Source organism: Paenibacillus sp. JT31N11, from assembly GCF_056269285.1.
Genome location: NZ_JBWDNQ010000002.1, coordinates 152,725 through 176,183, shown reverse-complemented (window position 1 = coordinate 176,183; position 23,459 = coordinate 152,725). Strand labels below are relative to the sequence as shown.

18 protein-coding genes and 1 tRNA gene are annotated in these 23,459 nt (G+C 54.4%); 18 read left to right on the top strand and 1 reads right to left on the bottom strand.

What is annotated here, in order from left to right:
* Positions 1 to 72: 72 nt before the first annotated feature.
* Positions 73 to 149 (bottom strand) — tRNA-Asp (locus AC0YNV_RS08755).
* A 211-nt stretch (positions 150 to 360) separates the two neighbouring features.
* Between AC0YNV_RS08755 and hrpB the strand changes: the two genes are divergently transcribed.
* The 18 genes from hrpB (at position 361) to AC0YNV_RS08665 (ending at position 23,185) form a co-directional block, all read left to right on the top strand.
* A complete protein-coding gene (hrpB, locus tag AC0YNV_RS08750) occupies positions 361 to 2,886 on the top strand; it encodes an ATP-dependent helicase HrpB (protein ID WP_475767622.1) in 2,526 nt (841 codons plus the stop codon).
* A 41-nt stretch (positions 2,887 to 2,927) separates the two neighbouring features.
* A complete protein-coding gene (locus tag AC0YNV_RS08745; protein ID WP_475767620.1) occupies positions 2,928 to 3,206 on the top strand; it encodes a DUF1294 domain-containing protein in 279 nt (92 codons plus the stop codon).
* Between the two features lie 437 nt (positions 3,207 to 3,643).
* Positions 3,644 to 5,728: a HelD family protein gene (locus AC0YNV_RS08740; RefSeq protein ID WP_475767618.1), complete on the top strand. Its 2,085-nt coding sequence runs from the start codon at positions 3,644 to 3,646 to the stop codon at positions 5,726 to 5,728.
* A gap of 107 nt (positions 5,729 to 5,835) precedes the next feature.
* On the top strand, positions 5,836 to 6,495 hold the full coding sequence (locus AC0YNV_RS08735; RefSeq protein ID WP_475768395.1) for an MgtC/SapB family protein: 660 nt from the start codon (positions 5,836 to 5,838) through the stop codon (positions 6,493 to 6,495).
* Between the two features lie 33 nt (positions 6,496 to 6,528).
* Positions 6,529 to 7,326 (top strand): EcsC family protein, encoded by a 798-nt coding sequence (locus AC0YNV_RS08730; RefSeq protein WP_475767616.1) that lies wholly within the window; start codon positions 6,529 to 6,531, stop codon positions 7,324 to 7,326.
* Between the two features lie 300 nt (positions 7,327 to 7,626).
* On the top strand, positions 7,627 to 8,757 hold the full coding sequence (locus AC0YNV_RS08725) for a DUF3900 domain-containing protein (RefSeq protein WP_475767614.1): 1,131 nt from the start codon (positions 7,627 to 7,629) through the stop codon (positions 8,755 to 8,757).
* A 413-nt stretch (positions 8,758 to 9,170) separates the two neighbouring features.
* A complete protein-coding gene (locus AC0YNV_RS08720; protein ID WP_475767612.1) occupies positions 9,171 to 10,310 on the top strand; it encodes a response regulator in 1,140 nt (379 codons plus the stop codon).
* A gap of 168 nt (positions 10,311 to 10,478) precedes the next feature.
* Positions 10,479 to 10,838, top strand: a complete 360-nt coding sequence (locus tag AC0YNV_RS08715; protein WP_210039685.1) for a Lin0512 family protein — start codon at positions 10,479 to 10,481, stop codon at positions 10,836 to 10,838.
* A gap of 301 nt (positions 10,839 to 11,139) precedes the next feature.
* Positions 11,140 to 12,477, top strand: a complete 1,338-nt coding sequence (locus AC0YNV_RS08710; RefSeq protein WP_475767610.1) for an amidohydrolase — start codon at positions 11,140 to 11,142, stop codon at positions 12,475 to 12,477.
* Between the two features lie 349 nt (positions 12,478 to 12,826).
* A complete protein-coding gene (locus tag AC0YNV_RS08705) occupies positions 12,827 to 13,495 on the top strand; it encodes a response regulator transcription factor (RefSeq protein ID WP_475768394.1) in 669 nt (222 codons plus the stop codon).
* A 2-nt stretch (positions 13,496 to 13,497) separates the two neighbouring features.
* Positions 13,498 to 14,895 carry a sensor histidine kinase gene (locus tag AC0YNV_RS08700; protein WP_475767608.1) on the top strand — a complete coding sequence of 466 codons (1,398 nt, stop codon included), beginning with the start codon at positions 13,498 to 13,500 and terminating at the stop codon, positions 14,893 to 14,895.
* Between the two features lie 54 nt (positions 14,896 to 14,949).
* Positions 14,950 to 15,150: a hypothetical protein gene (locus AC0YNV_RS08695; RefSeq protein WP_475767606.1), complete on the top strand. Its 201-nt coding sequence runs from the start codon at positions 14,950 to 14,952 to the stop codon at positions 15,148 to 15,150.
* A 364-nt stretch (positions 15,151 to 15,514) separates the two neighbouring features.
* Positions 15,515 to 17,275 (top strand): cache domain-containing sensor histidine kinase, encoded by a 1,761-nt coding sequence (locus AC0YNV_RS08690; protein WP_475768393.1) that lies wholly within the window; start codon positions 15,515 to 15,517, stop codon positions 17,273 to 17,275.
* Entirely contained in the window at positions 17,268 to 18,821 is a 1,554-nt protein-coding gene (locus AC0YNV_RS08685; RefSeq protein ID WP_475767604.1) for a response regulator, read from the top strand. The genes AC0YNV_RS08690 and AC0YNV_RS08685 overlap by 8 nt, the downstream gene beginning before the upstream one ends.
* A 117-nt stretch (positions 18,822 to 18,938) precedes the next feature.
* On the top strand, positions 18,939 to 20,300 hold the full coding sequence (locus AC0YNV_RS08680; RefSeq protein WP_475767602.1) for an ABC transporter substrate-binding protein: 1,362 nt from the start codon (positions 18,939 to 18,941) through the stop codon (positions 20,298 to 20,300).
* A gap of 91 nt (positions 20,301 to 20,391) precedes the next feature.
* Positions 20,392 to 21,288, top strand: a complete 897-nt coding sequence (locus AC0YNV_RS08675; RefSeq protein ID WP_379113293.1) for a carbohydrate ABC transporter permease — start codon at positions 20,392 to 20,394, stop codon at positions 21,286 to 21,288.
* A gap of 2 nt (positions 21,289 to 21,290) precedes the next feature.
* On the top strand, positions 21,291 to 22,130 hold the full coding sequence (locus AC0YNV_RS08670) for a carbohydrate ABC transporter permease (protein ID WP_475768392.1): 840 nt from the start codon (positions 21,291 to 21,293) through the stop codon (positions 22,128 to 22,130).
* 20 nt (positions 22,131 to 22,150) lie between these two features.
* Positions 22,151 to 23,185 carry a glycoside hydrolase family 88/105 protein gene (locus AC0YNV_RS08665; protein ID WP_475767600.1) on the top strand — a complete coding sequence of 345 codons (1,035 nt, stop codon included), beginning with the start codon at positions 22,151 to 22,153 and terminating at the stop codon, positions 23,183 to 23,185.
* Positions 23,186 to 23,459: the final 274 nt, after the last annotated feature.

The window sequence follows — 23,459 nt, the reverse complement described above, 5'->3', positions numbered from 1 at the left end:
TCTTACAGGAAGCACAAAAAGAGCAGGAACCGCGGTTCCTGCTCTTGATTTAGATTGCATAACATTCATAAGTGGCGGAGCTGACGGGATTCGAACCCGCGGTCTCCTGCGTGACAGGCAGGCATGTTGGGCCACTACACCACAGCTCCATGCAATAAGACAAGGCATATCATACCATGCCCGCCTGCCAATGCGCAATGTCTATTTATTTATTATATTTTTAGAAAGTGTATAATGGGCGATACGTCGCTTGCATGGCATGATTGATTATCTCTTCCGGTTGTGAAACACTATAATAGAAACATTGATTTGACCATAAGCATCGCAGCCATGCTGATTTGATAGAGGAGAATGAAATGGATGGATCTTCAGCATACAAATCATGACAATGAGGTGCTCCCGATCGATGCACTGCTCCCGGAGTTGAGGGAACTTCTGTCGATCGGGCACAGCGCGGTACTGATTGCCGCTCCCGGCGCCGGGAAGACAACGCGTGTCCCGCTTGCGCTTCTGGATGCGCCATGGCTTGGGGGGCAGCGTATCTTGATGCTGGAGCCCAGGCGTCTGGCGGCCCGCTCGGCGGCCCGCTACATGGCAGCTTCGCTTGGCGAGCAGCCTGGCGAAACGGTCGGCTACCGGGTAAGAATGGACACGAAGGTGGGGCCGGCAACCCGAATTGAAGTCATTACCGAGGGCGTGCTGACACGAATGCTTCAATCGGATCCTTCGCTAGAGGGCGTCGGGATCGTTATATTTGACGAGTTTCATGAACGCCATCTGCATGCCGATCTGGGACTTGCGCTCTGTCTTCAGATGCAGTCGCTCTTGAGGGAGGATCTGCGGCTGCTTGTCATGTCTGCCACACTGGAAGGAGGGCGGGTATCGGCATTGCTCGGCGGCGCTCCGGTTGTCCGCAGCGAGGGCCGCGCTTTTCCGGTCGAGACGCATTATGCTCCAAAACGGCTGGAGGGCCGCATCGAGGAAGCTGTTGCACGGACCGTAACGGACGCTGTCCGCAGCCATGACGGGGATGTGCTTGTCTTCCTGCCCGGGGCGGGCGAGATCCACCGTGTCCAGGGACTGCTTGGCGGCGCATCGGCGGCACTTGGAGCCAATGTGCGGGTGATGGCGCTCCACGGCAGCATGCCCGCGGAGGCGCAGGATCTGGCGATTGCCGCATCCCGGCCGGGCGAGCGTAAAATTGTACTGGCTACCACCATAGCGGAATCCAGCGTGACGGTGCGGGGTGTGCGTATTGTTGTCGACAGCGGTCTTAGCCGCGTGCCGAGATTCTCGCCGCGGACGGGCATGTCGCGGCTGGAGACGGTTGCTGTTTCAGCCGCGTCTGCCGATCAGCGGCAGGGCCGGGCAGGGAGGGAAGCGCCGGGCGTCTGCTACCGGCTGTGGACGGAGCATGAGCACCGGCAGCTGAGGCCGCAGAGCGAGCCGGAGCTGCTGGAAGCCGATCTGGCACCGCTGGCGCTGGAGCTGGCGGTTTGGGGCGTTGCCGAGCCGGGTGAACTCGCCTGGCTTGATCAGCCTCCGGCTGCGGCGTATGCGCATGCGAGGGAGCTGCTGCGCGAGCTTGGCGCTTTGGATGCCGGGAACAAGCCGACCCGGCATGGCCGGGCTATGGCCGAGCTTGGCATGCATCCGCGGCTGGCCCATATGGTGCTGGAGGCGGACAAGCTGGGCTATGGCGCCACCGCCTGCGAGCTGGCTGCGCTGCTCAGCGATCGTGATCCGCTTCGCAGCACTGTCCGCAGCATTGATATGCGGCTGCGGCTGGAAGCGCTGCATGGCCATTCTCCGGGCGCAATGGATGATGCGGTGATGAGGCGAATTGCCTCCGAAGCCCGGGAATGGAGGCGGGCGGCGGGGATTTCTCCCCCGGCGGCAGGCGCGAATTCCGCTGCCGGCGGGGGAGACAGCTGCGGGCTGCTGCTGGCGCTGGCCTACCCGGACCGGATTGCTCAGCGCCGGAACGACGGCCGCTTCCTGCTTAGCAGCGGGCGCGGCGCAGTCGTCCGGGAGCTGCAGCCGCTGTCGGGAGCGGCCTATCTGGGTGCGGCCGAGCTTGAAGACAGCGGGACGGACAGCAGGATACTGCTCGCCGCGCCGGTCACCCTGACAGAGCTGGAAGAGATAATGGGCAAGCAGATTATTGACGAAGCCGAAGTGCTATGGGACCGTTCGGCTCAAGCTGTCCGCGCCAGGCGCAAGCGGCGGTTGGGCGCGCTTGTGCTCAAGGAAAGCCAACTGGCCGATGCGGATCCTGCCCTGGTAGCTCAGGCGCTCATGAACGGCATAGCCGAGCTTGGGCTCGAGATCCTTCCCTGGACGAGGCAGGCCAGACAGCTCCAGGCCCGTATTGAATTAATGCATGCGCATAATGGAACCTGGCCTGATGTTTCCGACCAATCGCTGATGGCCGGGATGCCGAAGTGGCTCGCCCCTTATATTGGCGGGATGCGCAGCCGATCGGATCTGGCAAGAATCAATCTGGTGCCGATCCTTGAATCCCAGCTTTCCTGGCAGGAGAGCCAGGAGCTGGATCGGGAAATTCCGACCCATATGACTGTGCCCAGCGGCTCGCGCATTCCCGTCGATTACAGCAACCCGGCAGCTCCCGTGCTCGCTGTCCGCCTGCAGGAGGTGTTCGGCTGGCAGCAGACGCCCCGGATTGCCGGCGGCAAGCTGCCGCTAACGATCCATCTTCTGTCGCCCGCCCAGCGTCCGGTGCAGGTGACAAGCGATTTGGCGAGCTTCTGGCAGGGAGCCTACTTCGAGGTCAAGAAGGATCTGAAGGGGCGTTATCCCAAGCATTATTGGCCGGATAACCCTCTTGAAGCCCAACCGACGAACCGGACCAAACCGCGGATGTAAGAAAATATTTGTAATCGTTTAAAAATTCGGAGGTTCAAAGAATGCAGCTGCTTGGGCTTTATCTGGTCATTATAAATATAATTGCGTTTGTTCTTATGCGCGTAGACAAATCCCGCTCCGCAAGCGCACGCGGCCGCAAACACCGCATTCCCGAACGGAGGCTTCTGGGTATCGGAGCAGCCGGCGGAGCATTCGGCGGCTGGCTGGCTATGCGCATGTTCCGCCACAAAACGAAGCATATCGCTTTTGCAGCAGGCCTGCCTGTCATGGTTGTGATTCATGCCGCCATCCTGATAGCAGTCTACCGTTATCTCATCTAGCAAATCATAAGATGAGAACGGGCAGGCGGGGAAGCAGCGCATGGTGGATCCTTAACATAACGCCGAGATTCAGAGGTTCTGCTGTTTAAACGTGCTTATTTGCTGTATCATACTGCCGGATATCTTCATTATCATTGACTGCCGGCTCTATATATGCTATATTTCTAATTCGTGTTATAAGCGATTGATTCCCATGGCTGGAAGCCTGATGCGGAGACCTCATAAAGAAGAACGAACGAACAAGCCGCATGCGAATGCGGCTTTCTTGACCTTATCGAATTTATAGCGCTTCATTTCTATAAATTCCGGTCAGGTTTGAGGGGAGAATCCTGCTTTGCACCAAAAGAGGGTGGCGTCAGCCGTTTATTTCCGCCTTCTCATGTCTCATGCCGGGTCTCAAGGATCAACAACTATAAACTTTCAGGAGGGTAACTGACATGTCTGTTCAAAGTGCCTTTCAAGACGAAGCGGTGCGGATCGACGAGGTGCTCCGGCACATTCGCGGCCAGCTGCTTGCGATCGGGCCCCGTTACACGGGCAATGATTTTACGGAACAAATGCTGCAATTGCAGCGCGAACAAAGGCAGCAGCGGCTGGAGGTCGCCGAGCGCGAGCCTTATTTTGGCCGGATCGATTTCCAGGAGCATTTGCACGGCGATCCCAAGCCGCTCTATATCGGCAAAGCCGGCGTGGCGCACGAATCGAGCAAGGAGCTGCTTGTGGTGGACTGGCGGGCTCCCATTGCGAGCCTGTTCTACGCGTTCAGCGGCGGGGAAGCTCCGGTAGCCTATGAATCCCCTGAAGGGGACGTAGAGGGAACCGTTCATCTTAAACGCAATCTGATGGTCCGCGCCGGAGTGCTGGAACGAGTCGTTGACAGCTATATAAGAGGCCAGGAGGAAGAGTCGGTCACGGATGAATTCCTCTTGTACCGCCTTGGCGAGAACAAGGACAACCGGCTCCGGGATATTGTCTCGACCATTCAGCAGGAGCAGGACCGGATTATCCGGACGGAGAAGAACAAGACCGTCTTTATCCAGGGGGTAGCGGGAAGCGGAAAGACGACGGTTGCCCTTCACCGGCTGGCCTATTTGCTGTATCGGTATGCGGACCGGATTCGGGCCGAGCGGATGGTTATTTTTGCGCCCAACCGGATGTTTCTCGACTATATTTCGGGGGTGCTGCCGGAGCTCGGGGTCGGTGATATCCTGCAGACAACCTACAACGAGTGGGCGATCGAGCGGCTTGAGAAGTCGGTCCGTCTGGACGAATCGACGGATACGATGGCGTACTGGTTCGAGCATCCGCGGACAAGGGAAGAGATGGAGCAGGCGCCCGGCCGCATCAAGGGAAGTCTGGCGTTCAAGCAGGTTGTGGACAGCAGGCTGCAGCAGCTGGAGTCGACGCTCCTGCCGGAGCTTCCCTTTGAGCCAATTGACGGTCTGACGCTTCATCCCGAGGCGATTCGTGAATGGCTGCTGATCGAGGACAGCTATGAACCGTTTATGAAGCGCCGCGAACGGCTCGTTAACCGGATCAAGCGATGGCTGGAATCGGAATGGAAGGCGCGCCGCTTCACGGACCGCCAGCTGAAGAGCAAGGCCAATACAAGGCTGAATGCCTACTGTAAAAAGATTTCCTCTTATACCGCCGCACAGCTGTATGGCGATCTGCTGGGCACCCCGGAAGCGGCTGAGCTCATTCCGCTCAAGGCGCGTACGGCAACAATGAAAGCACTGAAGCAAAAGCTCGTGCAGCCGGAGGATCTGGCCCCGCTCGTTTATATTCAACTGCGGCTGTACGGTCTGGATCAGCCTGTTTATGATCATATCGTGATCGATGAGGCCCAGGATTACTCGCCCTTCCAGCTGGAGGCACTGAAGCTGTGCCAGCTGCACTCTTCAATGACCATCCTTGGCGATCTGCAGCAGGGGATTCACCGGTATGCGGGCATTACAAGCTGGACCGAGCTGACGAATGTGTTCGATGAGCAGGAGCAGGGCTATTTCGAGTTGGACCGCAGCTACCGTTCCACGATGGAAATTATTGATTTTGCCAACCGCATTCTCGGAAGCATGGGAGACGGTGTGAAGCCTGCCGTTCCGGTATTCCGCAGCGGCGAGCCTGTGGAAACGATGGAGCATGGGACGGACAGGGAACGCCTCGCGGAAGCTGTGCGAACCGTGCGGGATTGGCAAAACGGAGGAAGCTACCGCACCGTTGCGGTACTTGCCCGAACCGCCAGATCCGCTTTGGAGCTGGCCGAATATATCGCAGCGGAAGGAATCGAGGCTTCTCTGATCCAAAGCAGGCAGGAGGCCTACGGAGGCGGTCTGACCATTGTACCGGCTTACTTGGCCAAGGGGCTGGAGTTTGACGCCGTTCTGATTGCCGACGCGGATGCGGCAAGCTTCGGAGACAATGATGCGAAGCTGCTTTACGTGGCCTGCACCCGCGCGCTTCACAAGCTGAAGCTGCTGCACCACGGTCCGCTTACGAATCTGTTGACAGCAGAAGGATGATGCGGTTTTTACCCATAAGGCGGTAACAAAACACCTGAAGCTGGCGACATGAACTGTATGCCGGCTTCAGGTTTTGTTAATGATGATTGGGGGAGTGGGAAATGAATATGGAACTGGATTATTTGCTTCGCGTAGTAATAGCAGGCGCCTGTGGAGCGATTATCGGGTACGAGCGGAAAAGCCGGATGAAGGAAGCGGGCATCCGGACCCATTTTATTGTGGCTGTGGGCGCTGCGCTGATGATGGTCGTTTCCAAATACGGATTTCAGGATCAATTGAATTGGGACAATCTCTCTCTTGATCCCGCGCGGATAGCCGCACAGGTCGTCAGCGGGATCGGTTTTCTGGGAGCCGGAATGATTTTCATGCAAAAGCAAACGGTGAAAGGACTGACAACAGCCGCGGGCGTCTGGGCGACTTCGGGCATTGGCCTGACGATTGGAGCCGGGCTCTACACGGTGGGTGTCGGTGTCACTCTGCTGATCTTCATCGGACAAAAGCTGCTCCACCTGAAGCTCAGCTGGCTGAGAAGTCCGCGAACCGAGCAGGTTTTCATCCGGGCGGACAACGAGACCGGCATGCTGGACCTCATTTTGCAGGAAATTGAGAAGCAGGGCATCCGGATTGCCGGTTTTCATGTGGTGAAAAATAAAGCGGCCGAAATCGAGATCGATATCCAAATGATACTGCCTCCCTCATTCCAGATCAATCAGCTGATTCTTGTTATTCAGAATTTACCGGCTGTGCGTACCATTGATTATCAGTAAGGTCGCCGCACAGCAGAGGAGTTGCTATGCTTCATGACGATTGAAACAAAAGAGGAGCTTGTAAGCGTCCTTGCGGAAATCGAGAAATGGGAACGCTCGCAGAAGGACCTCTGGTTCTGGGAAAAACTGGGGCGGCTTCCCTTCGTGCTGCTGGACAAATTAACCCCGCGTTTTCTGCAGGACAAAATCGGGTTGGCCATTGACGAGATCGGCAGCTTCGTCCAGACCGGCGGAAAATATCTGATCGCCGAGAATATGGTGCTCCGCAAGCTTGGTGTGGATACGCTGGAGGAAGCTGCGTCCAGCCCGCTTGCGGTTATGGACAAGTCCGCGGAAGAAATTTCGCAGAGCAGGGCAGCCTTTGCCACCGTTCAGGGGGCGACTACGGGAATTGGCGGCATCTTCACATTGGCCATCGATATTCCGGCGCTGCTGGGCATTTCGCTCAAAGCGATTCAGGAGGTTGCGGTCAGCTACGGCTACGATCCCAGGCTCAAGGAAGAACGGGTATTTGTAATCAAATGCCTTCAGTTCGCTTCCTCCGACATTGTCGGCAAAAAGGCGATACTGGAGCAGCTCGGACATTTCGGCCAGCCGGAATCCCATAATCAGATGGCTTCGCAGATTCAGGGCTGGCGGGAGGTTGTGGCCACCTACCGGGACAATTTTGGCTGGAAGAAGCTGTTTCAGCTCATTCCCGTGGCAGGTATCCTGTTCGGAGCCTTTATCAACCGGGGCATGCTGAAGGATGTGGCGGAAGCGGCAACAATGCTGTACCGCAAACGCCGGGTGCTGGAGCGGTTGAACGCGTTTGAGGATGTCCAGCATTAGAAAATCGCGGAGCGCAAATGAAATGGGAGAAGCCAGGTCAAACCCCTATGGGTTTCCTGGCTTCTTTTCATCTCCATACAGGCAGATGATCCGCCAGCTGCTCCAGATGCATTTCTTATACCCGGGAACGCGAAAGCCTGTGAGAATAGCGTACTTGCGGTCATAAGGAAGAAAACAGCACTGGAATCCGGCTGAAAAATTATGCTATGCTATTGGCTTGGGTTTGCAGCTCCGACACAGCAGTTATTTGCAAGTGCTGCAAGCAAGTTATTATGAGCCGCAAAGGGGAAGGACGCACCTATGGATTTTATTGTGCATCATCTATCTTTTTTTGTTATTCAGGCAGACGGAGCGGATAATGCCGCCAAGGCGTTCAAGCATTTTCAAACCATGGACCAGCACGATTACGCCGACAGTGAGCTGAAAGCTTTTCTGGACGGCGAGTTTCAGCGGATATGCAAGCGCAAGGCGGAGCGCCATCCCAATACGGAGAACGCGCCAACCAAAATCGGACGATTTATAGCTGAACCCGGATATGATCTGGACAGCAACCCGAACTATAATTTGTTTCAGCGGCTTCGTGAAGCGGATAACAACCACGATTACCATAGCTACGCGGATGAGCTTGTCCGTCTCTATATGGATGCCGCAGCCGTCCGCGGAGGCGCATTGATCGTTGTGAAAGCAACGCCGAACCGGCATACGGACGAGCCCCTGCTATTTATCCTGAAATGCGATTTTGAACCGAAGATAGCCCGGATCTCGGATGAGAAAAGCCTGATTTCACATGTGGAAATGGCCATCAGCGCACGCAATATGAAGTCCATTCAATATCCCTTCATGCCGGAGGAGGGGATGCTGGAGCCCTGGGAGCTGAAAATCCATCAAGCCTCGCATGCCCGGTATTTCGAGGATTTTCTGCGGTTTGTAAGCTACGAGAAAGCGATGCCGGAGCTGATGAGCGAACAGATGATTACTATGGTGCATGACTATATGGATGAGAAGTGGCAGGGCCAGGACGGCGAGGAGCGGGAGCAGGAGGCTCAGCGCTTCGAGGCATGGGCGGCAAGCGAGAAGAGGGAGCTGCAGGAGAGCTGGACCCATCAGCAGGTTGCAGCGGCCGCGGAGCAGCTGGTAGAGCAGCAGCCGAACCTGAGCGTGGCCTTCAAGCTGGATGGCGTTTCGGTCAAGGGACCGCTGTCGGAATTCGGGCGCGCGATTCATTTTGCCACATATAATGGCCGATATATTGCGCTCATTGAAGGCGACGCGTTTCAGTTTGACCGCAGCGTATCGCCGGTGGAGCTGCTGCAGCCGCCGGATTTGCTCGAAGTGCTGGAGCTGGTTGGCCGTGCACAAGAAGAGCGGAAGAGCGGAGATAGCCAGCAGGCAGATATAACTCGTCCAGAAGACAACGAGCTGCCATATTAACAGTCGGTCTCATCCATAGCGGCAGGGGGTAAGGGGATTCCGGAATGACCGGGATTTCCTTTTTTTACGAGAAGTATAGCGCTTAACCTTTTGATCCCCTAAGGGTGCGAATCAACTTTATACCCATATAATAGGAAAATAATTGTTTCTTCCAGTCTCTATTGAATTCATCACTCGACAAACCGATAAAAGAAAGAGCAGCCTTTTTTTACGAAGCACGGCTCTTCTTTGTCTAAAAAATCGGGGTTGTTTTACATTTTCCGAACAACTACAATCTGTATTGACAGCAATCGAGTGTATGCGACAGATTCATCTCGCATCCTTGATATACTTCATAAATGATGAACAAGCCAATTTGAAATTGGCTGCAATATGATGTCTTACGCTCGAACATGGCATAGGGGTGAATACAATTGAAGGCGATACTGGTTGATGATGAAGCGCTGGCAAGCCACTATTTACGCAGACAATTGGAGAAAATCGGGGGCATACATATACTCGCTGAGTTACGAGACGCGCAGGAAGCGGTAAATCAGGCGGAGAGCCTTAAACCGGACGTCGCTTTCCTGGATATTGATATGCCGGCTCTGGGCGGAATTGAAGCGGCTGAGATTCTGCAAATGCGCGATCCGAACCTGAAGGTTGTGTTCGTTACCGCATACGATGATTACGCAATCAAAGCCTTTGAGCTTAACGCGATCGATTATCTGCTAAAACCGGTGAATGCCGAGCGGCTGAAAAGGACTGTGGAGCGGCTGCAGCTCTCATTGCCGCAAGCTGTGGCAGCCGGTAGGCCTGAAGCGTCCGATATTCAACCAGTATCACCCGTCTCAGCTTCACCTGCTATGCTGCGCTGCTTCCAGACGCTGGAGCTTGACAACGGCAAACTGGAGTCCATTCCGTGGCGCACTTTTAAAGCGCAGGAGCTGTTCTCCTTCCTGCTTCTGCACAGGGAGCAGCTGATCCGCAAGGATATGCTTCTGGAGCTTCTATGGCCGGAGGTCGATTACAAGAAAGGCTATACCCAGCTCTACACAACGGCCTATCAGATCCGCAAAACTATCGCGGCACTGGATGTCACGCTTGTTTTGAAAAGCAATGAGAAGGGCTACAAGCTTGAAGTAAACGGGCTTCCCCTTGATATCGAGGTCTGGGAGCAGGGCGTAATGGGGACGCCGGTGCTGACGAAGGATACGTTGGATCATCATCTTGCCCTTACGGAACTGTACCGCGGCGACTATTTGGCGGATTACGATTATTTATGGGCTGAGAGTGAACGCCAGCGCCTCCGCTATTTATGGTTCCGGCATACATCGGAGGCGGCGATGCTGCTGGCGCAGGTGAATCGCGTATCGGAAGCGATCCATCTCTACAACCAGCTGTTGGACAAGTTTCCCCACGCCGAAGAACTCCACTTCGAATTGATGAAGCTGTACCGGCAGTGCGGGGATGCGGAAGCGGCCAGAATTCAATACGGCAAGCTGGTGCAGATCCTGGCCGAAGAGGTGGGGGGAGCGCCGCGGGCAGACATCATGGAATGGATAGGCGCCTGAAGGCGACTGTATGAGGTTCATACCATTAACTTCAGGCAGCTATCAGGAGAACAAACGCAGCGCCGGATTCCGGTGCTGCGTTGTTTTTAAGCTTGGCTCCGCCGCAAGGTTCATGAAGCGTTCCACAATCTGTTATAATCAAGAAAAAACAAAGGTGGAGGAATCAACGTGGACAATGTCTTTTTCATAGAGCTGGGTATGGGTACCGACTTGCATGGACAGAACATCACGAAAGCGGCAGTGAGAGCCGTTCAGAATGCAATCCACCACAACTCCATGCCGGGTCTTCGCTCCGTGCTTCCGGGCAATGATTTGCAGGCGATGAAGGTTCATGTCAGACTGGCCGTCCCCTGCGACCGTGAACGACTGGACGAGGAAGCGGTCAGATCGGAGCTCCCATATGGTCAGGTTACGATTGAAATCGTCGACGGCGGAATGGTAACTTCAAGCGGAATTGTGCTGCCGGATAAAGAAGACAAGAATGATCTGATCTATGTTGTTATCGCTTCGGTAGAGGTAGGGTATTAACTGTCCGTCTCAGACGCTCCAACGACGGCAGGACTGACAGAAGGGCAGCAGACAGGATTTGAATCCTGTCTGCTGTCCTTTTTTTTTGACCGAGCCTCCCGTTAAACTTGTTTTCGTTCAGGAATGCCTGTCATCTTAACTCATCCCGCGGCAAAGTGGCATGCGCTCTGGAGGATTGTGTCATAGCTCACAAATAATCGGGTCTTCGGGGATTGACCTTCACCCCGGGTCAACGCTTACCGTACTTGTGAGGGCCATGCGGAAATGGCTTACTCTATGAAGCGTTAGGGAGAGTGGTTGCATGCGGACGTTGATTAAAGGCGGTACGATCTTGACGATGGAGACTGGGGCCCAGCCTTTTCAGGGAGATTTATGGATTGTGGACGAACGGATCGCATCGGTAGTCAGGTATCCGGACGAAGCCGGGGAAGGCCGGGGATGGACCCAAGAGCAGAGAAGGGAGAATTCACAGCCGGATAGGATTATAGAAGCGAAGGGAATGGCCGTAATGCCCGGCCTTGTCAATTCCCATCAGCATACGCCCATGAGCCTGCTGCGCGGATTTTCGAATGATTTGAAGCTGATGGACTGGCTGGATCAGAAGATGCTGCCTGCCGAGGCCAACATGAACCGGGAAGATATCTATTGGGGAGCAAAGCTGGCCATGGCCGAGATGATCCGTTCGGGAACGACTGCCTTTGCCGACATGTATATCGAAATGGACAGCATTGCAAGCGCAGTTGTGGAGACGGGGATGCGGGCTTCTCTTACCCGGGGGCTGGTGTTTATGCAGGATGACGGCGGAATCCGTATGCGGGAGGCAGTGGATCTGATCGACCGCTGGTCAGGGGCGGCGGACGGCCGTATAACGACGATGATCGGCCCGCATTCACCCTATATGTGCCCGCCGCAGCCGATGCAGGAGGTGATCGCTTTTGCCAAGGAACGCGGAATTCCGGTTCATATCCATTTGGCTGAGACCCGGGAAGAGGTTGTACGCATTCGTGAAAGGTATGACCGGACACCAACGGAATATTTGCATCAGCTTGGGCTGTTCGATTCGCTGCATGTGCTGCTCGCGCATGCGGTTCATTTGACACATGAGGATATTCGTCTGCTGGGCGGGATGAAGGGAGGAGTCGCTCATAATCCAGTCAGCAATCTGAAGCTGGGATGCGGAATCGCTCCAGTCAGCGAACTGCTGAGGCAGGGTGTTGCGGTGGGTCTTGGTACGGATGGCGCGGGCAGCACGGAAACGCTCGATATGTTCGAGGAAATCAAGGCGGCTGCCTGGCTGCAAAAGCTGGATTTTGGCGATCCAACGCTTCTGCCGGCCGGTCAGGCACTGCGTATGGCAACGATAGAGAGCGCAAAGCTGCTGCATATCGATAGGGATGTGGGAACGCTTGAAGCCGGGAAGCGGGCGGATCTGATCCTGATTGATCTAAAGAAGCCGCATCTGCAGCCCATCCATGATGTTGAGGCTCTGCTGGCATACAGCGCAAACGGGGCGGACGTCGACAGTGTAATGGTTGACGGGGTACTGTTGATGCAGGGAAGAAAGCTGCTGACGATAGATGAGGATGAGCTGTACAGCCAGGTCGCGAACAGGGCGGCCAGAATTGTCAAAGGCGTTTAGTAATTTGCCCTTATTCTTCGTTCATGTTCAGTTCATAAAGTGATCTTATACTACATTTCAAAGCGGTGCCGGCGCTCCATCTGCAAGGTTATGGAAGTGCCCGTTGGCTGGTGTTGACGAAACAGCCGGTTAACGCCATTATTGGAATAATTGATCATGAAAGCACGAACAGTATATGGATATGAGCTGGAACAGTTATAGGATATCCTCTTGTTCATCTTATAGCATGAATAAGTTTTACTCCTCTTTATGTCTATAAGGTCAATGGGAAGAAACTAACTGCGCCGCCAGAAGGACAACGACAGCCGTTTCTTATTACGCGGGCAGGAATCGGAGATGAATGGAAGATATGACGAAGCTGCTGATTGTAGATGATGATCCGCATATCCGCGAGCTGGTGTGTTTGTTTTTGGGTCGCGAGGGCTTTGAAACCATTGAAGCTACTGACGGCGTGGAGGCGCTGGCGCTGGTGGAGAAGGAGCGGATCGATATGGCCATCATCGACGTGATGATGCCCAATATGGATGGCTGGCAGCTGTGCCGGGAGCTTCGGGATTATGCGGATCTGCCGGTGCTCATGCTGACGGCCAAGGGAGAAACCTCGCAGAAGGTCAAAGGCTTCGAGCTTGGAGCAGATGATTATCTGGTCAAGCCCTTTGAGCCGCTGGAGCTGATCGCCCGTGTCAAAGCGCTGCTTAAGCGTTACCGGATCGCCACCTCCCAGACGGTACAGATTGGCGAGGTCCAGCTTAACCGCGGCAATCTTGAAGTCATTGCAGGCAGCTGCAGCATGACGATCCCGCTCAAAGAGTTTGAGCTGCTGTTCAAATTAGCCAGCTATCCGGGTAAAACATTCTCCCGCGAGCTGCTTATTGAGCAGCTGTGGGGATTTGATTATGAAGGCGACGAGCGGACCGTTGACGTTCATATCAAACGGCTGCGCGAGCGGTTCCCCGAGGAGCAGTGCCGGTTTCGCATTCAGACGATACGCGGGCTCGGCTACCGGCTGGAGGTATAGCCATGCCGAACTGGCTCAGAGTGGTGCTTGGCCTGCTTGGTTTCTTGCTTATGATTTCAGTCAGCTGGAGCATCGCCTATACCGTGGTTAGCTATGTGGCAGAGAAGGGAAACGAGTCGGAATCGCTTGCCATCATCCAGCATGACGGGGAGATGATGACTGGCTTGGCTGCGGCCGGACAGCCGGTCTCTGACCAGGTCTGGAAACAGATTGCAGGGCATAACGGGTACCGTATTCTGATTGCGGATGAAGCCGGCAAAGTCCGGACCTATGGCAGCAAGGCCAACCGTTTTCCCGAAAACCTGGAGGAGCAAGATATCCGGGCTGTACTCGCCGGCGGCATCGTCAAGCATATCAAGCGGCCGAATCTGTTCAAGACGGCGGTTGCCACAGTCGGCCAGCCGTTCGCCATGCAGGATAAACAGCTGGCTTTGTTCATTCAGAGCGAAGCCCCGGGATTATATAATCACTACGGCAGACAGATGATCATTCAGATTGCCAGCCTGGTCGTAATGTTTCTCCTGATCCTGTGCTTCCGCCCTTGGCGGCAGGATATGAGGGGCTGGGTTCAAATTCTTGACGCCATTCGAAGAATTGCCAAGGGAGACTTCAAAGTGGTTATTGGTACAGGCAAGCCTCTGCCCGGCCAGCTTGGCCAGCTCGTGAACAGTCTCAATGATATGGCGGTGGAGCTGGATGTGATGGAGCAGATGAGGCAGACCTTTATTTCCAATGTCTCTCACGAAATCCAGTCTCCGCTGACTTCCATTCGCGGTTTTGCCCAGGCTCTGCAGCAGGAGGAAGGCCTGGGTCTTGACCAGCGCAAGCATTATTACACGATTATCGAGATGGAGAGCGCCCGTCTGTCCAAGCTCAGCGATAATCTGCTTAAGCTGACCTCGCTGGAGTCCGACAAGCATCCGTTTGAAATCAAGCGCTACCGGCTGGACAAGCAGCTGCGCAGCATGATTCTCGCCTGTGAGCCGCAGTGGGTGGAGAAGGATATATTAATGGACGTGGATTTGGGGGAGATTAACATTACGGCCGATGAGGATCTCATGTCCCAGGTGTGGATGAATATGCTCAGCAACAGTATTAAGTTTACGCCTGAAGGCGGAACCATTACGATCGAAGCCGAAGATGCGGAGGACGGAGCCGTTATCCGCATTTCGGACAACGGAACGGGTATTGCCCAGGAGGATCTCCCTTATATTTTTGAACGCTTCTTCAAGGGGGACAAATCGCGCAACCGCCAGACGAGCGGCAGCGGGCTGGGACTTTCCATTGTGAAGCGGATTATTGATATGCATGGCGGGGAGGTCTCGGTAAGCAGCACACGCGGAATTGGAACGACGTTCACGGTCAAGCTTCCGGCCCCCGGGAAATCCAGTCCGGCATGAGCCTAATTAGAATCAGCGGTAGATGGTTAATAAGTAGGGAAGGAGGCGGTAACCATGCTAAGTAGGATAGATCAAAGGGTATCAGACAATCAAGAGCCGAATAGTCCCCCAGAGGTTCCACCAAAGGTCATACCGGAGATCAAACCTGATCAACCTCCGGAAATCAAGCCGGATGTCATTCCGGAGCTTCCGCCGACGGATCTGCCGGAAATTCCGCCGGACCCCGCACCGGAAATTCCGGACAATGAAGTTTAGCCGCCGCTGACTCCAATTCCGGATGGTTAACAGGATCAGGCGGCCCGTCATTACCGATAGACAGCCGCTCACGAAAACCTGTTTTTGATCAGCCCGGCCCCGCAGCTTTGATGCGGGGCCGGGCTTTTTTTCGAAATATCAGAAAGTACAAAATTTGGTCGCTGCTTCTCTGATATTTTTGGGGAAGAAACTAATCTGCCTTCAAAAGACGGCTTCAGCCGTTTCTTCTTACGGGAGTAGCGCCAGGAACAGGATTCTTCGTTGACAGCCTGCGAAGCTTGCTTATAAGATAAGAACCATCCCATCGCAGGCTGGCCGTGCTGCGGGGGGCACTTTATAAAAAGGAGGCGTATCCTTGCTTTCGATGAAAGCGCTTTACCGAAATCTCCGCATCAAATACAAGCTGTTTGTTCTCATCTCGGCAGTGATGCTGACCGTGGGGATTCTGATCGTGGTGGTGCAGCAGATGGCGTTCGAGGTGTACGACGGAGAAATTTATGAGCAGTCAGCGAAGGCGCTTCATCTGACCTCCTTCAGTATCGAGAACGAGCTGAAGAAGATGGAGCAGCTGACTTACCGGATCGCAACAGACGGGCTGATGCAGTCGTATCTGACCACGATCAAGCATGGAGGCACGGAGTATGACCGCTTCATCCTGGCGGCCAAAATTCGCGAGCGGATGATCAACCTGGGCGGTCTCGACACCTTTGTTTTGTCGCTGCAGATTTTTGATTACCGGGACGATGAATATGCTACAGGCGCCAAGCAGATCTCCACTTCGAAGGAACGCGCAGAGGCAATCAAGCGGGAAACCGGCCTCCTCATGGGCGGCAATACGTGGATTCTGCCTGATAAATCCGACAAGGTATTGAGCGCCGCCCGCTTAATCCGCTCTTATGACCAGCTGAATCTGGAGACGCTTGGCATGATTGCGATTCGCATCGATATGGATAAGCTGTTTGGCGATTTTATGAAGGGGCTTGACACGAGCTCTGCCGAATTTATAATTGCGGACGGCGATCATTTTGTCTATCCCGAGCAGCCGTCCATCACAGGCAGCGAGCTGAAAACCTATATGCGGTCGAATCAGGGTTATGCGGTCGCAAGCCGCGGCGGCAAACAATTCTTCATCACTTATGTGCCCTCTGCCAACACAAGCTGGACGTATATCAATGTCATTCCTTACGATGGTATTTTTAAGCGGATCGGCGATGTCAAGCATTATGTGTACCTGATTTACGGCCTGCTCGTCATTCTGGCGCTGATCTTCTCCTTCCGGTTGTCCAAGGGTATTACCATTCCCATCGAACGGCTTAACGACAAAATGAAGCGGGTGCGTCTGGATAATTTCGAGCGCTTCGAGGAACAGGACGATATCCCGATGGCGATGGATGAAGCCGGACAGCTTCACCGGAATTTCCGGATCATGGTCAGGAGGATCGACGATCTCATACAGGAAAATTATGTGAAGCAGATCACGATCAAGGAATCGGACTTCAAAGCGCTGCAGGCACAGATCAACCCCCATTTTCTTTACAACACCCTGGATACGATCAACTGGTCCGCCAAGATGAGCGGTCAGTCCCACATTTCGAGCATGGTAGAGTCGCTTGGTTTTCTGCTGCGCAGCTCCATCAACCTGAAGGAACCGCTGATCCCTTTGAGCCATGAGCTGGAAATTATCCGGAATTATATTACCATACAGCAATTCCGCTTCGAGGAGAGGCTGGACTTCCGGTTGGATATCGCGGAGGGGCTGCTGGACTGCGCCGTTCCGAAGCTGTCGCTGCAGCCCATTGTCGAGAATGCGGTAAACTACGGCCTTGAGCAAATGATCGGGGTCTGTACGATTCATGTGCATGCAAGCCTGGCGCCGGATGGGGCGGGAATTGCCATCACGGTAACGGATAACGGCCCCGGAATGGAGAAAGACGTCCTCGTGCTGCTGCAGAGCGGCGAGCTCAAGCCGCAGGGTTCGGGAGTCGGTTTGCGCAATATTGAGGAGAGGATCAAGCTGCTCTTCGGAGAGACTTACGGATTGTCCATAGAGAGCGTCAGAGGAGAAGGTACGAAGGTTATGCTCCGGCTGCCGCTGGATAAAGAGGAGGGAAATGTTCGTGTATAAGGTGCTGCTTGTCGATGATGAACGCATTATTCTGGAGGGAATATCCCGGATTGTCGATTGGAATGGCTGCGGAACCCGCCTTGCCGCAACCGCACGCAACGGTTTGGAGGCCAAGGCGTGGGCGGAACAGGAGCGGCCTGATATCGTAATTACGGACATTAAAATGCCGGGCATGGATGGGCTGCAGCTGGTTCAGCATCTGTACGAAATGGACCCTTCCATCCGGTTTATTATGCTCTCGGGCTTCAGCGATTTCAATTACGCCCGCACGGCCATGCAGCTTGGGGTCAGGCATTATCTGCTTAAGCCGTGCAATGAGCGGGCCATTATGGAGGCGTTGAACGAACTCGTCGGGGAACTGAATCAGAGGCTCAGCAAGGAGCAGTTCCTGCAAACCATGGAGCAGGAGCTGAAGAAAGTCAAGCCGCATGCGCGTGAGCAGTTCCTGAGAGAGCTTGTGACCAACAAGACGTACGGCCGGGAGGAGTGGGAGGATTTCAGCAGGCTGCTTGGCATCGCAACAGGAAGCGGGGAGGTCCGGCTGCTTCTGCTTCTTGTGGAAGGAGTCTGCGAATATGAGCAGCTGTTCGCGCTCAAAAATATTGCCGAGGAGCTGCTGGGCAAACGGCTGCTGCTCAGCGCCATCGTTGGCAAGCAGGTGCTGCTGCTGATCAGGGAAGCGTCAGAGCCAGTGCTGCTGCTTGCGCTTATTCATCAAATCAGGCGGATATTCACCGCCTATTATAAAATCAAAGCCGCCGCTGCCTTGAGCGATCCCGGCGACATTACAGCTGTCAGGCAGCTATACAGGGATACGCTGGAATGCCTGTCCTTCCGTTTCTATCTGGGGGAGGACAGTCTGATCACCAGAAAGGATATTGCCGCTGCGTCAAGACCGCAGGCGGAGCCTGCGCTTCCTGACGAGGAGAGCGTGTGTCTCGCGGTAAAATCCGGGCAGTGGCAGGAGGCGAAGGCGGGGCTGGATCTTTATTTCGAGGCATTGTCCCAGCCATATCTCGCGACGGCTCTCGTCAAATCTTATCTCGTTCCCCTATATGTCGGTATTGTCCGGGCGGGCGGGCCGGAGAAGCTGGGCGGCTATTTGCAGGAGCTGGCGAAATGGGATGAGCTTGATACCATGCGGGCGATGCGGGATTTTATTGTCGCAACGGCCAGGCAGATTTGTCTGGCGAATGAGGTGTTCCATCAGCATGCCAGATCGGATATTATCGCCAAGGTCATCCGATGCATTGAGGCGAATCTGGCCGATCAAAGACTCTCGCTGCTCTGGGTGGCAGGCGACATGCTCTATATGAACGCCGATTACCTGGGAAAGCTGTTCAAGAAAGAAACCGGGGAAAAATTCTCCCATTACGTCACCAGATTGAGAATGGAGAGAGCCATTGCGATGATCGACCGGATGGATGACGTCAAGGTGTTCGAGCTTGCGGACCGCCTCGGCTTTGGCGACAACCCGCAGTATTTCAGCCAGGTATTTAAGAAGCATACCGGTTATTCGCCTTCGGAGTTTAAGCGGACCTTGTAAAGACTGTTTTTTGAACAAAGGACACGGTTTATTGCATTCCCCTTCATCTGTAAATTCTTATAATTGGATATGTAAGAGCTACCAAATTCTATTGCCTGGGGAAGGGGAACTGTTCATATGAGGAAGAGTATGATGCTTCTGCTTGCACTCACGCTGCTGTTCGTGCTTGCAGCCTGTGGAGGCGCAAACGGAAACAATACCGGCGCATCCAATCCGGAACCGGCCAATGCCGGAACCACGAACAACACGGGAAATACCGGCGATGAGACGGTTGCGGAGAAGACGGCAGAAGACAAACCGGTCACGCTTCGTATGACCTGGTGGGGCAGTCAGCCAAGACATGATTACACATTGAAAGTTATTGAAATGTATGAAGCCCAGCATCCCAATGTGACGATTGAGCCGGAGTTTGCCAACTTCGACGATTACTGGAAGAAGCTTGCGCCGCAAGCGGCAGCCAACGAGCTTCCGGACATTATCCAGATGGATATTTCCTACCTGTCGCAGTACGGTGAGAAAGGACAGCTCGAGGATCTGACACCTTATTTGTCGAACATCATCAATGTAGCGGATATCTCCGAGAATGCCGTATCCGGGGGGAAAGTGGGCGACAAGCTGTATGGGTTCAATGCCGGCGTTAACGTCGTCAACTTCCAATATGATCCGGCGCTGCTCAGCAAGCTGGGCGTCGACAAGCTGGACCCAGACTGGACATGGGACGATTACGTAACACTGGCCAAGAAAGCCAAAGCAGCCGGCCTTTATTTCGACACAGGCATGCGACCGGAAGTGTTCTTCGGCTATTATCTACGGACAATGGGACAGCATCTCTACAATGCCGAGGGAACCGGGCTTGGCTATGAGGACGACCAGCTGTTCGTCGATTTCTTCGGGAAGCTGGCTGATCTTGTTCACAGCGGCGCAGTGCCGAACCCCGATTATATGGCACAGGTCAAAGGCGTGGAGGACGATCCCGTGGTGAAAGGAAAATCAGTCGGCATCTGGCAGTGGACGAACCAATTCGTCGCTCTGCAGCAGGTGGCGGCAAGACCGCTGGAAATGCAGCATATGCCGGGGCCGGACAGGGAAGCCGGGCTGTATCTGAAGCCGAGCATGTATCTGTCCGTCTCCAAGAACTCCAAGCATAAAGAGGAAGCGGCAAAATTCATCGACTTCTTCGTCAACGACATCGAGGCCAACAAGCTGATTAAAGGCGAGCGCGGCGTGCCGGTATCCTCCAAGGTGAAGGAAGCGCTTAAGCCGATGCTCGAACCCGCGCAGGTGCAGGTATTCGACTATGTCGCCTGGGCGGAAACGAACAGCACGCCGGTTGATCCCCCGGACCCGGTAGGCTCAGCCGAAATCATCAATATATTCAAAACCTACAGCGAGCAGATGGCTTTCGATCAAATCAAGCCTGAAGAGGCGGCCAAACGGTTCCGCGAAGAAGCAAATGCCGTTCTGGAGAAGAACAAGTAACCGCTCATGACGCACGCGAAAGCGGCTGTCCACGTACCAAGCAGCCGCTTCGCGGATTCATGAAAGCCTTTTAAAAGTAGGGGTTGATGATTTGAAAATCGCATGGAAGCAGCATCTCACCGGCTATGCTTTTATCGGGCCGTTCGTTCTGGGCTTTCTTATATTTACGCTTGTTCCCATGTTCGTTTCCCTGTACCTCTCCTTCACCGACTACGATCTTTTCTCGGCCCCGGAATGGGCGGGATTAGCCAATTATAAAAAAATGTTTCTGCATGATCCGAAATACTGGAATTCGCTGAAGGTAACCTTTCTCTACGTATTGGGAGGCGTGCCGCTGCGGCTGCTGTTTGCGCTGCTGATCGCGATGCTGCTCAACACGGCTTCCAGAGCCATCGGATTATACCGGACCCTGTTTTATTTGCCCTCCATTATCGGAGGCAGCGTCGCGGTATCGATCATGTGGCGCAATTTGTTCGGCGACGAAGGTGTGGTCAACATCCTGCTGGGATCGCTAGGGCTGGAAGCCGTCCGCTGGTTCGGCAGCCCGCTCGCGGCGCTGTGGATGCTGATATTCCTGTCCGTGTGGCAGTTCGGCTCCTCCATGCTGATCTTTCTTGCGGGGCTGAAAAATATCCCGTCCAGCTACTACGAAGCGGCCAATGTTGACGGGGCAGGGGCGTTCTCCCGCTTCTTCCGGATCACACTGCCGCTGCTCAGCCCGGTTATTTTGTTCAATGCGATCATGCAGACCATCGGGGCGTTCATGACCTTCGTACCGGCCTATATCATTTCCAAAGGCGAGGGAGGTCCGCTGGACGGTACGCTTCTCTATTCTCTCTATCTGTTCCGCCAGGGCTTCGTATTCACCAATATGGGCTACGCCTCGGCTATGGCATGGGTAATGCTGATTATTATTGCGATTCTGACCGCGATATTGTTCAAGACCTCCCGTTTCTGGGTTCATTACGAATCGAAGGGGGATCAATGATGATGCTGTCCAAACGCTTCAAATGGTCCCTTTATCATGTGTTCACTGCTGGCGGGGCGACTCTCCTGCTCTATCCGGTTCTGTGGCTGGTTATAAGCTCGTTCAAGCAAAGCGAGCGCATCTTCATCACGGCGGGTTCCCTGATTCCCTCCCCCTGGATATGGACCAATTTCAAGGAGGGCTGGGAGGGTGTGGGGGGATATACCTTTGCTACCTTTACGCAAAATTCGCTGATCATCGTCATTCTCTCGACGATCGGGGCGGTGTTGTCCTCGGCGCTGGTGGCCTTCGGCTTTGCCAGATTGCGGTTTGCCGGGAAGACGTTCTGGTTCACGATCATGATGATTACGCTGATGCTGCCGCATGATGTGGTGCTGGTGCCGCAGTATATCCTTTTCGCCAAACTCGGCTGGCTTAATTCCATCAAGCCAATCGTTATACCGAGCTACTTCGGCGCGCCGTTCTTTATTTTTCTGCTGATTCAGTTTATCCGGACAATTCCGGCGGAACTGGATGAGGCGGCGACCATCGACGGCTGCGGCAAATTCAAATTGTTTTACCGGATTATTCTGCCCCTGGTGGCTCCGGCGATGGCGACGGCGGCGATCTTCTCCTTCTATTGGAGATGGGAGGATCTGCTTGGCCCCGTGCTCTATCTGAACAAGCCAAGCATGTATACCGTGTCCATGGCTTTGAAAATGTTTCTCGACAGCGACTCATTGTCCAATTGGGGAGCGATGTTCGCGATGTCCACATTCAGTCTGCTGCCTGTCGTTATCGTCTTTTTTACATTTCAGAAATTTATTGTTGAAGGAATCAGCACAAGCGGTTTGAAGGGCTGATCAGGAAGGGGATGTCTTAAATGCCGCCACTGGTATTTGAAGAGGAGCAGGTCGCAGGCGCGATCGACCGGGTTGTCGAGCGCATATTCCGGATGGATTTCAATTGGGATTGGCCCGCGGGCGTCGCCTTCTATGGCGTTGCGGAAGCGTACGAGGCAACCGGCAAAACAGAGTATCTGAATTTGCTGAAGGGATGGGTGGACGAGAAGCTGGAGGACGGTCTGCCCAAGCTTTCCGTCAATGGAGTATCCGTCGGACATACCCTGATTACCCTCTACAAGGCGACGGAAGACAAATCGTATCTGGAGGTCGCCGAGCAGATGGCCGAATATTTGCGGCTCGATGCGCCGCGCTTCGCAGAAGGAATATTCCAGCATACCGTGAACTCTGTCACCTATCAATTCCCGGAGCAGGCATGGGTCGACACGATGATGATGGCGGGTTATTTTCTGATCCGCATGGGCGCGCTGCTGGAGAGGAAGGATTATCTGGAGGATGGTCTGCTGCAGTATCATGGACATGAGCGCTGCCTGCAGGACGGCATCACGAATCTGTATTATCATGGCTGGGATAATCTGGCCGGCAATCATATGTCCGGGATTTATTGGGCAAGAGGCAATGCATGGGCCGCGCTCACGATGGCGAAGGCGCTGCCGCATATTCATGTCACCCATCCCTCCTTCATGATGATTGAGGGCTCGCTCCGCGATCAGCTCAGCGCCCTGGTGCGGCTGCAATCGGAGGAAGGGATGTGGCATACCGTGCTGACTGACGATTCCTCCTACCTGGAAACATCGGGCTCGGCAGGGATCGCCGCGGCGCTGCTTCATTCCGGGACGCTATATAACAGATACGTGAACAAGTCGATACGCGGCATTATGGAGCGGATTACCGATGACGGGTCGGTGACCGGCGTTTCGGCGGGAACGGCTGTGATGCGGGATGCCGAGGGCTATCGAGGCGTATCGCATAAGCGGGTGCAGGGCTGGGGACAAGGCCTGGCGCTTGTTTTCCTGGCTGATCTGCTGCGGACGAGAGACCGGGTGTACGGCTGAGCGGTATCTTGGAATGGCGACAGTCGGGAGGCTCGCTGCGCCGCATTGCAAGCGCGGCAAGTTTTTTGGAATTATAAGAACATATAAAATTATCCTATACTCTAAATGATATTTCCAAGGGAAGAAACTTACTGTGCCGCCAAAGGAATGCGAAGCCGTTTCTTCTTGCCTTATAGAACGGGAACAAGTTTCAAGCCGTACAAATCCATAAGATTTAAGGGAAGAGACTAACTTTGCCGCCAGAGGACGGCGATAGTTGGTTTCTTTCTTTTTT

Bases quoted from the DNA above. Each gene is read 5' to 3' on its own strand.
- AC0YNV_RS08665 (WP_475767600.1), top strand. From the start codon at position 22,151: ATGCCGCCACTGGTATTTGAAGAGGAGCAGGTCGCAGGCGCGATCGAC.
- hrpB (WP_475767622.1), top strand. From the start codon at position 361: ATGGATCTTCAGCATACAAATCATGACAATGAGGTGCTCCCGATCGAT.
- AC0YNV_RS08745 (WP_475767620.1), top strand. From the start codon at position 2,928: ATGCAGCTGCTTGGGCTTTATCTGGTCATTATAAATATAATTGCGTTT.
- AC0YNV_RS08735 (WP_475768395.1), top strand. From the start codon at position 5,836: ATGGAACTGGATTATTTGCTTCGCGTAGTAATAGCAGGCGCCTGTGGA.
- AC0YNV_RS08690 (WP_475768393.1), top strand. From the start codon at position 15,515: ATGAAAGCGCTTTACCGAAATCTCCGCATCAAATACAAGCTGTTTGTT.
- AC0YNV_RS08695 (WP_475767606.1), top strand. From the start codon at position 14,950: ATGCTAAGTAGGATAGATCAAAGGGTATCAGACAATCAAGAGCCGAAT.
- AC0YNV_RS08740 (WP_475767618.1), top strand. From the start codon at position 3,644: ATGTCTGTTCAAAGTGCCTTTCAAGACGAAGCGGTGCGGATCGACGAG.
- AC0YNV_RS08680 (WP_475767602.1), top strand. From the start codon at position 18,939: ATGAGGAAGAGTATGATGCTTCTGCTTGCACTCACGCTGCTGTTCGTG.
- AC0YNV_RS08705 (WP_475768394.1), top strand. From the start codon at position 12,827: ATGACGAAGCTGCTGATTGTAGATGATGATCCGCATATCCGCGAGCTG.
- AC0YNV_RS08670 (WP_475768392.1), top strand. From the start codon at position 21,291: ATGCTGTCCAAACGCTTCAAATGGTCCCTTTATCATGTGTTCACTGCT.
- AC0YNV_RS08725 (WP_475767614.1), top strand. From the start codon at position 7,627: ATGGATTTTATTGTGCATCATCTATCTTTTTTTGTTATTCAGGCAGAC.
- AC0YNV_RS08710 (WP_475767610.1), top strand. From the start codon at position 11,140: ATGCGGACGTTGATTAAAGGCGGTACGATCTTGACGATGGAGACTGGG.
- AC0YNV_RS08730 (WP_475767616.1), top strand. From the start codon at position 6,529: ATGACGATTGAAACAAAAGAGGAGCTTGTAAGCGTCCTTGCGGAAATC.
- AC0YNV_RS08700 (WP_475767608.1), top strand. From the start codon at position 13,498: ATGCCGAACTGGCTCAGAGTGGTGCTTGGCCTGCTTGGTTTCTTGCTT.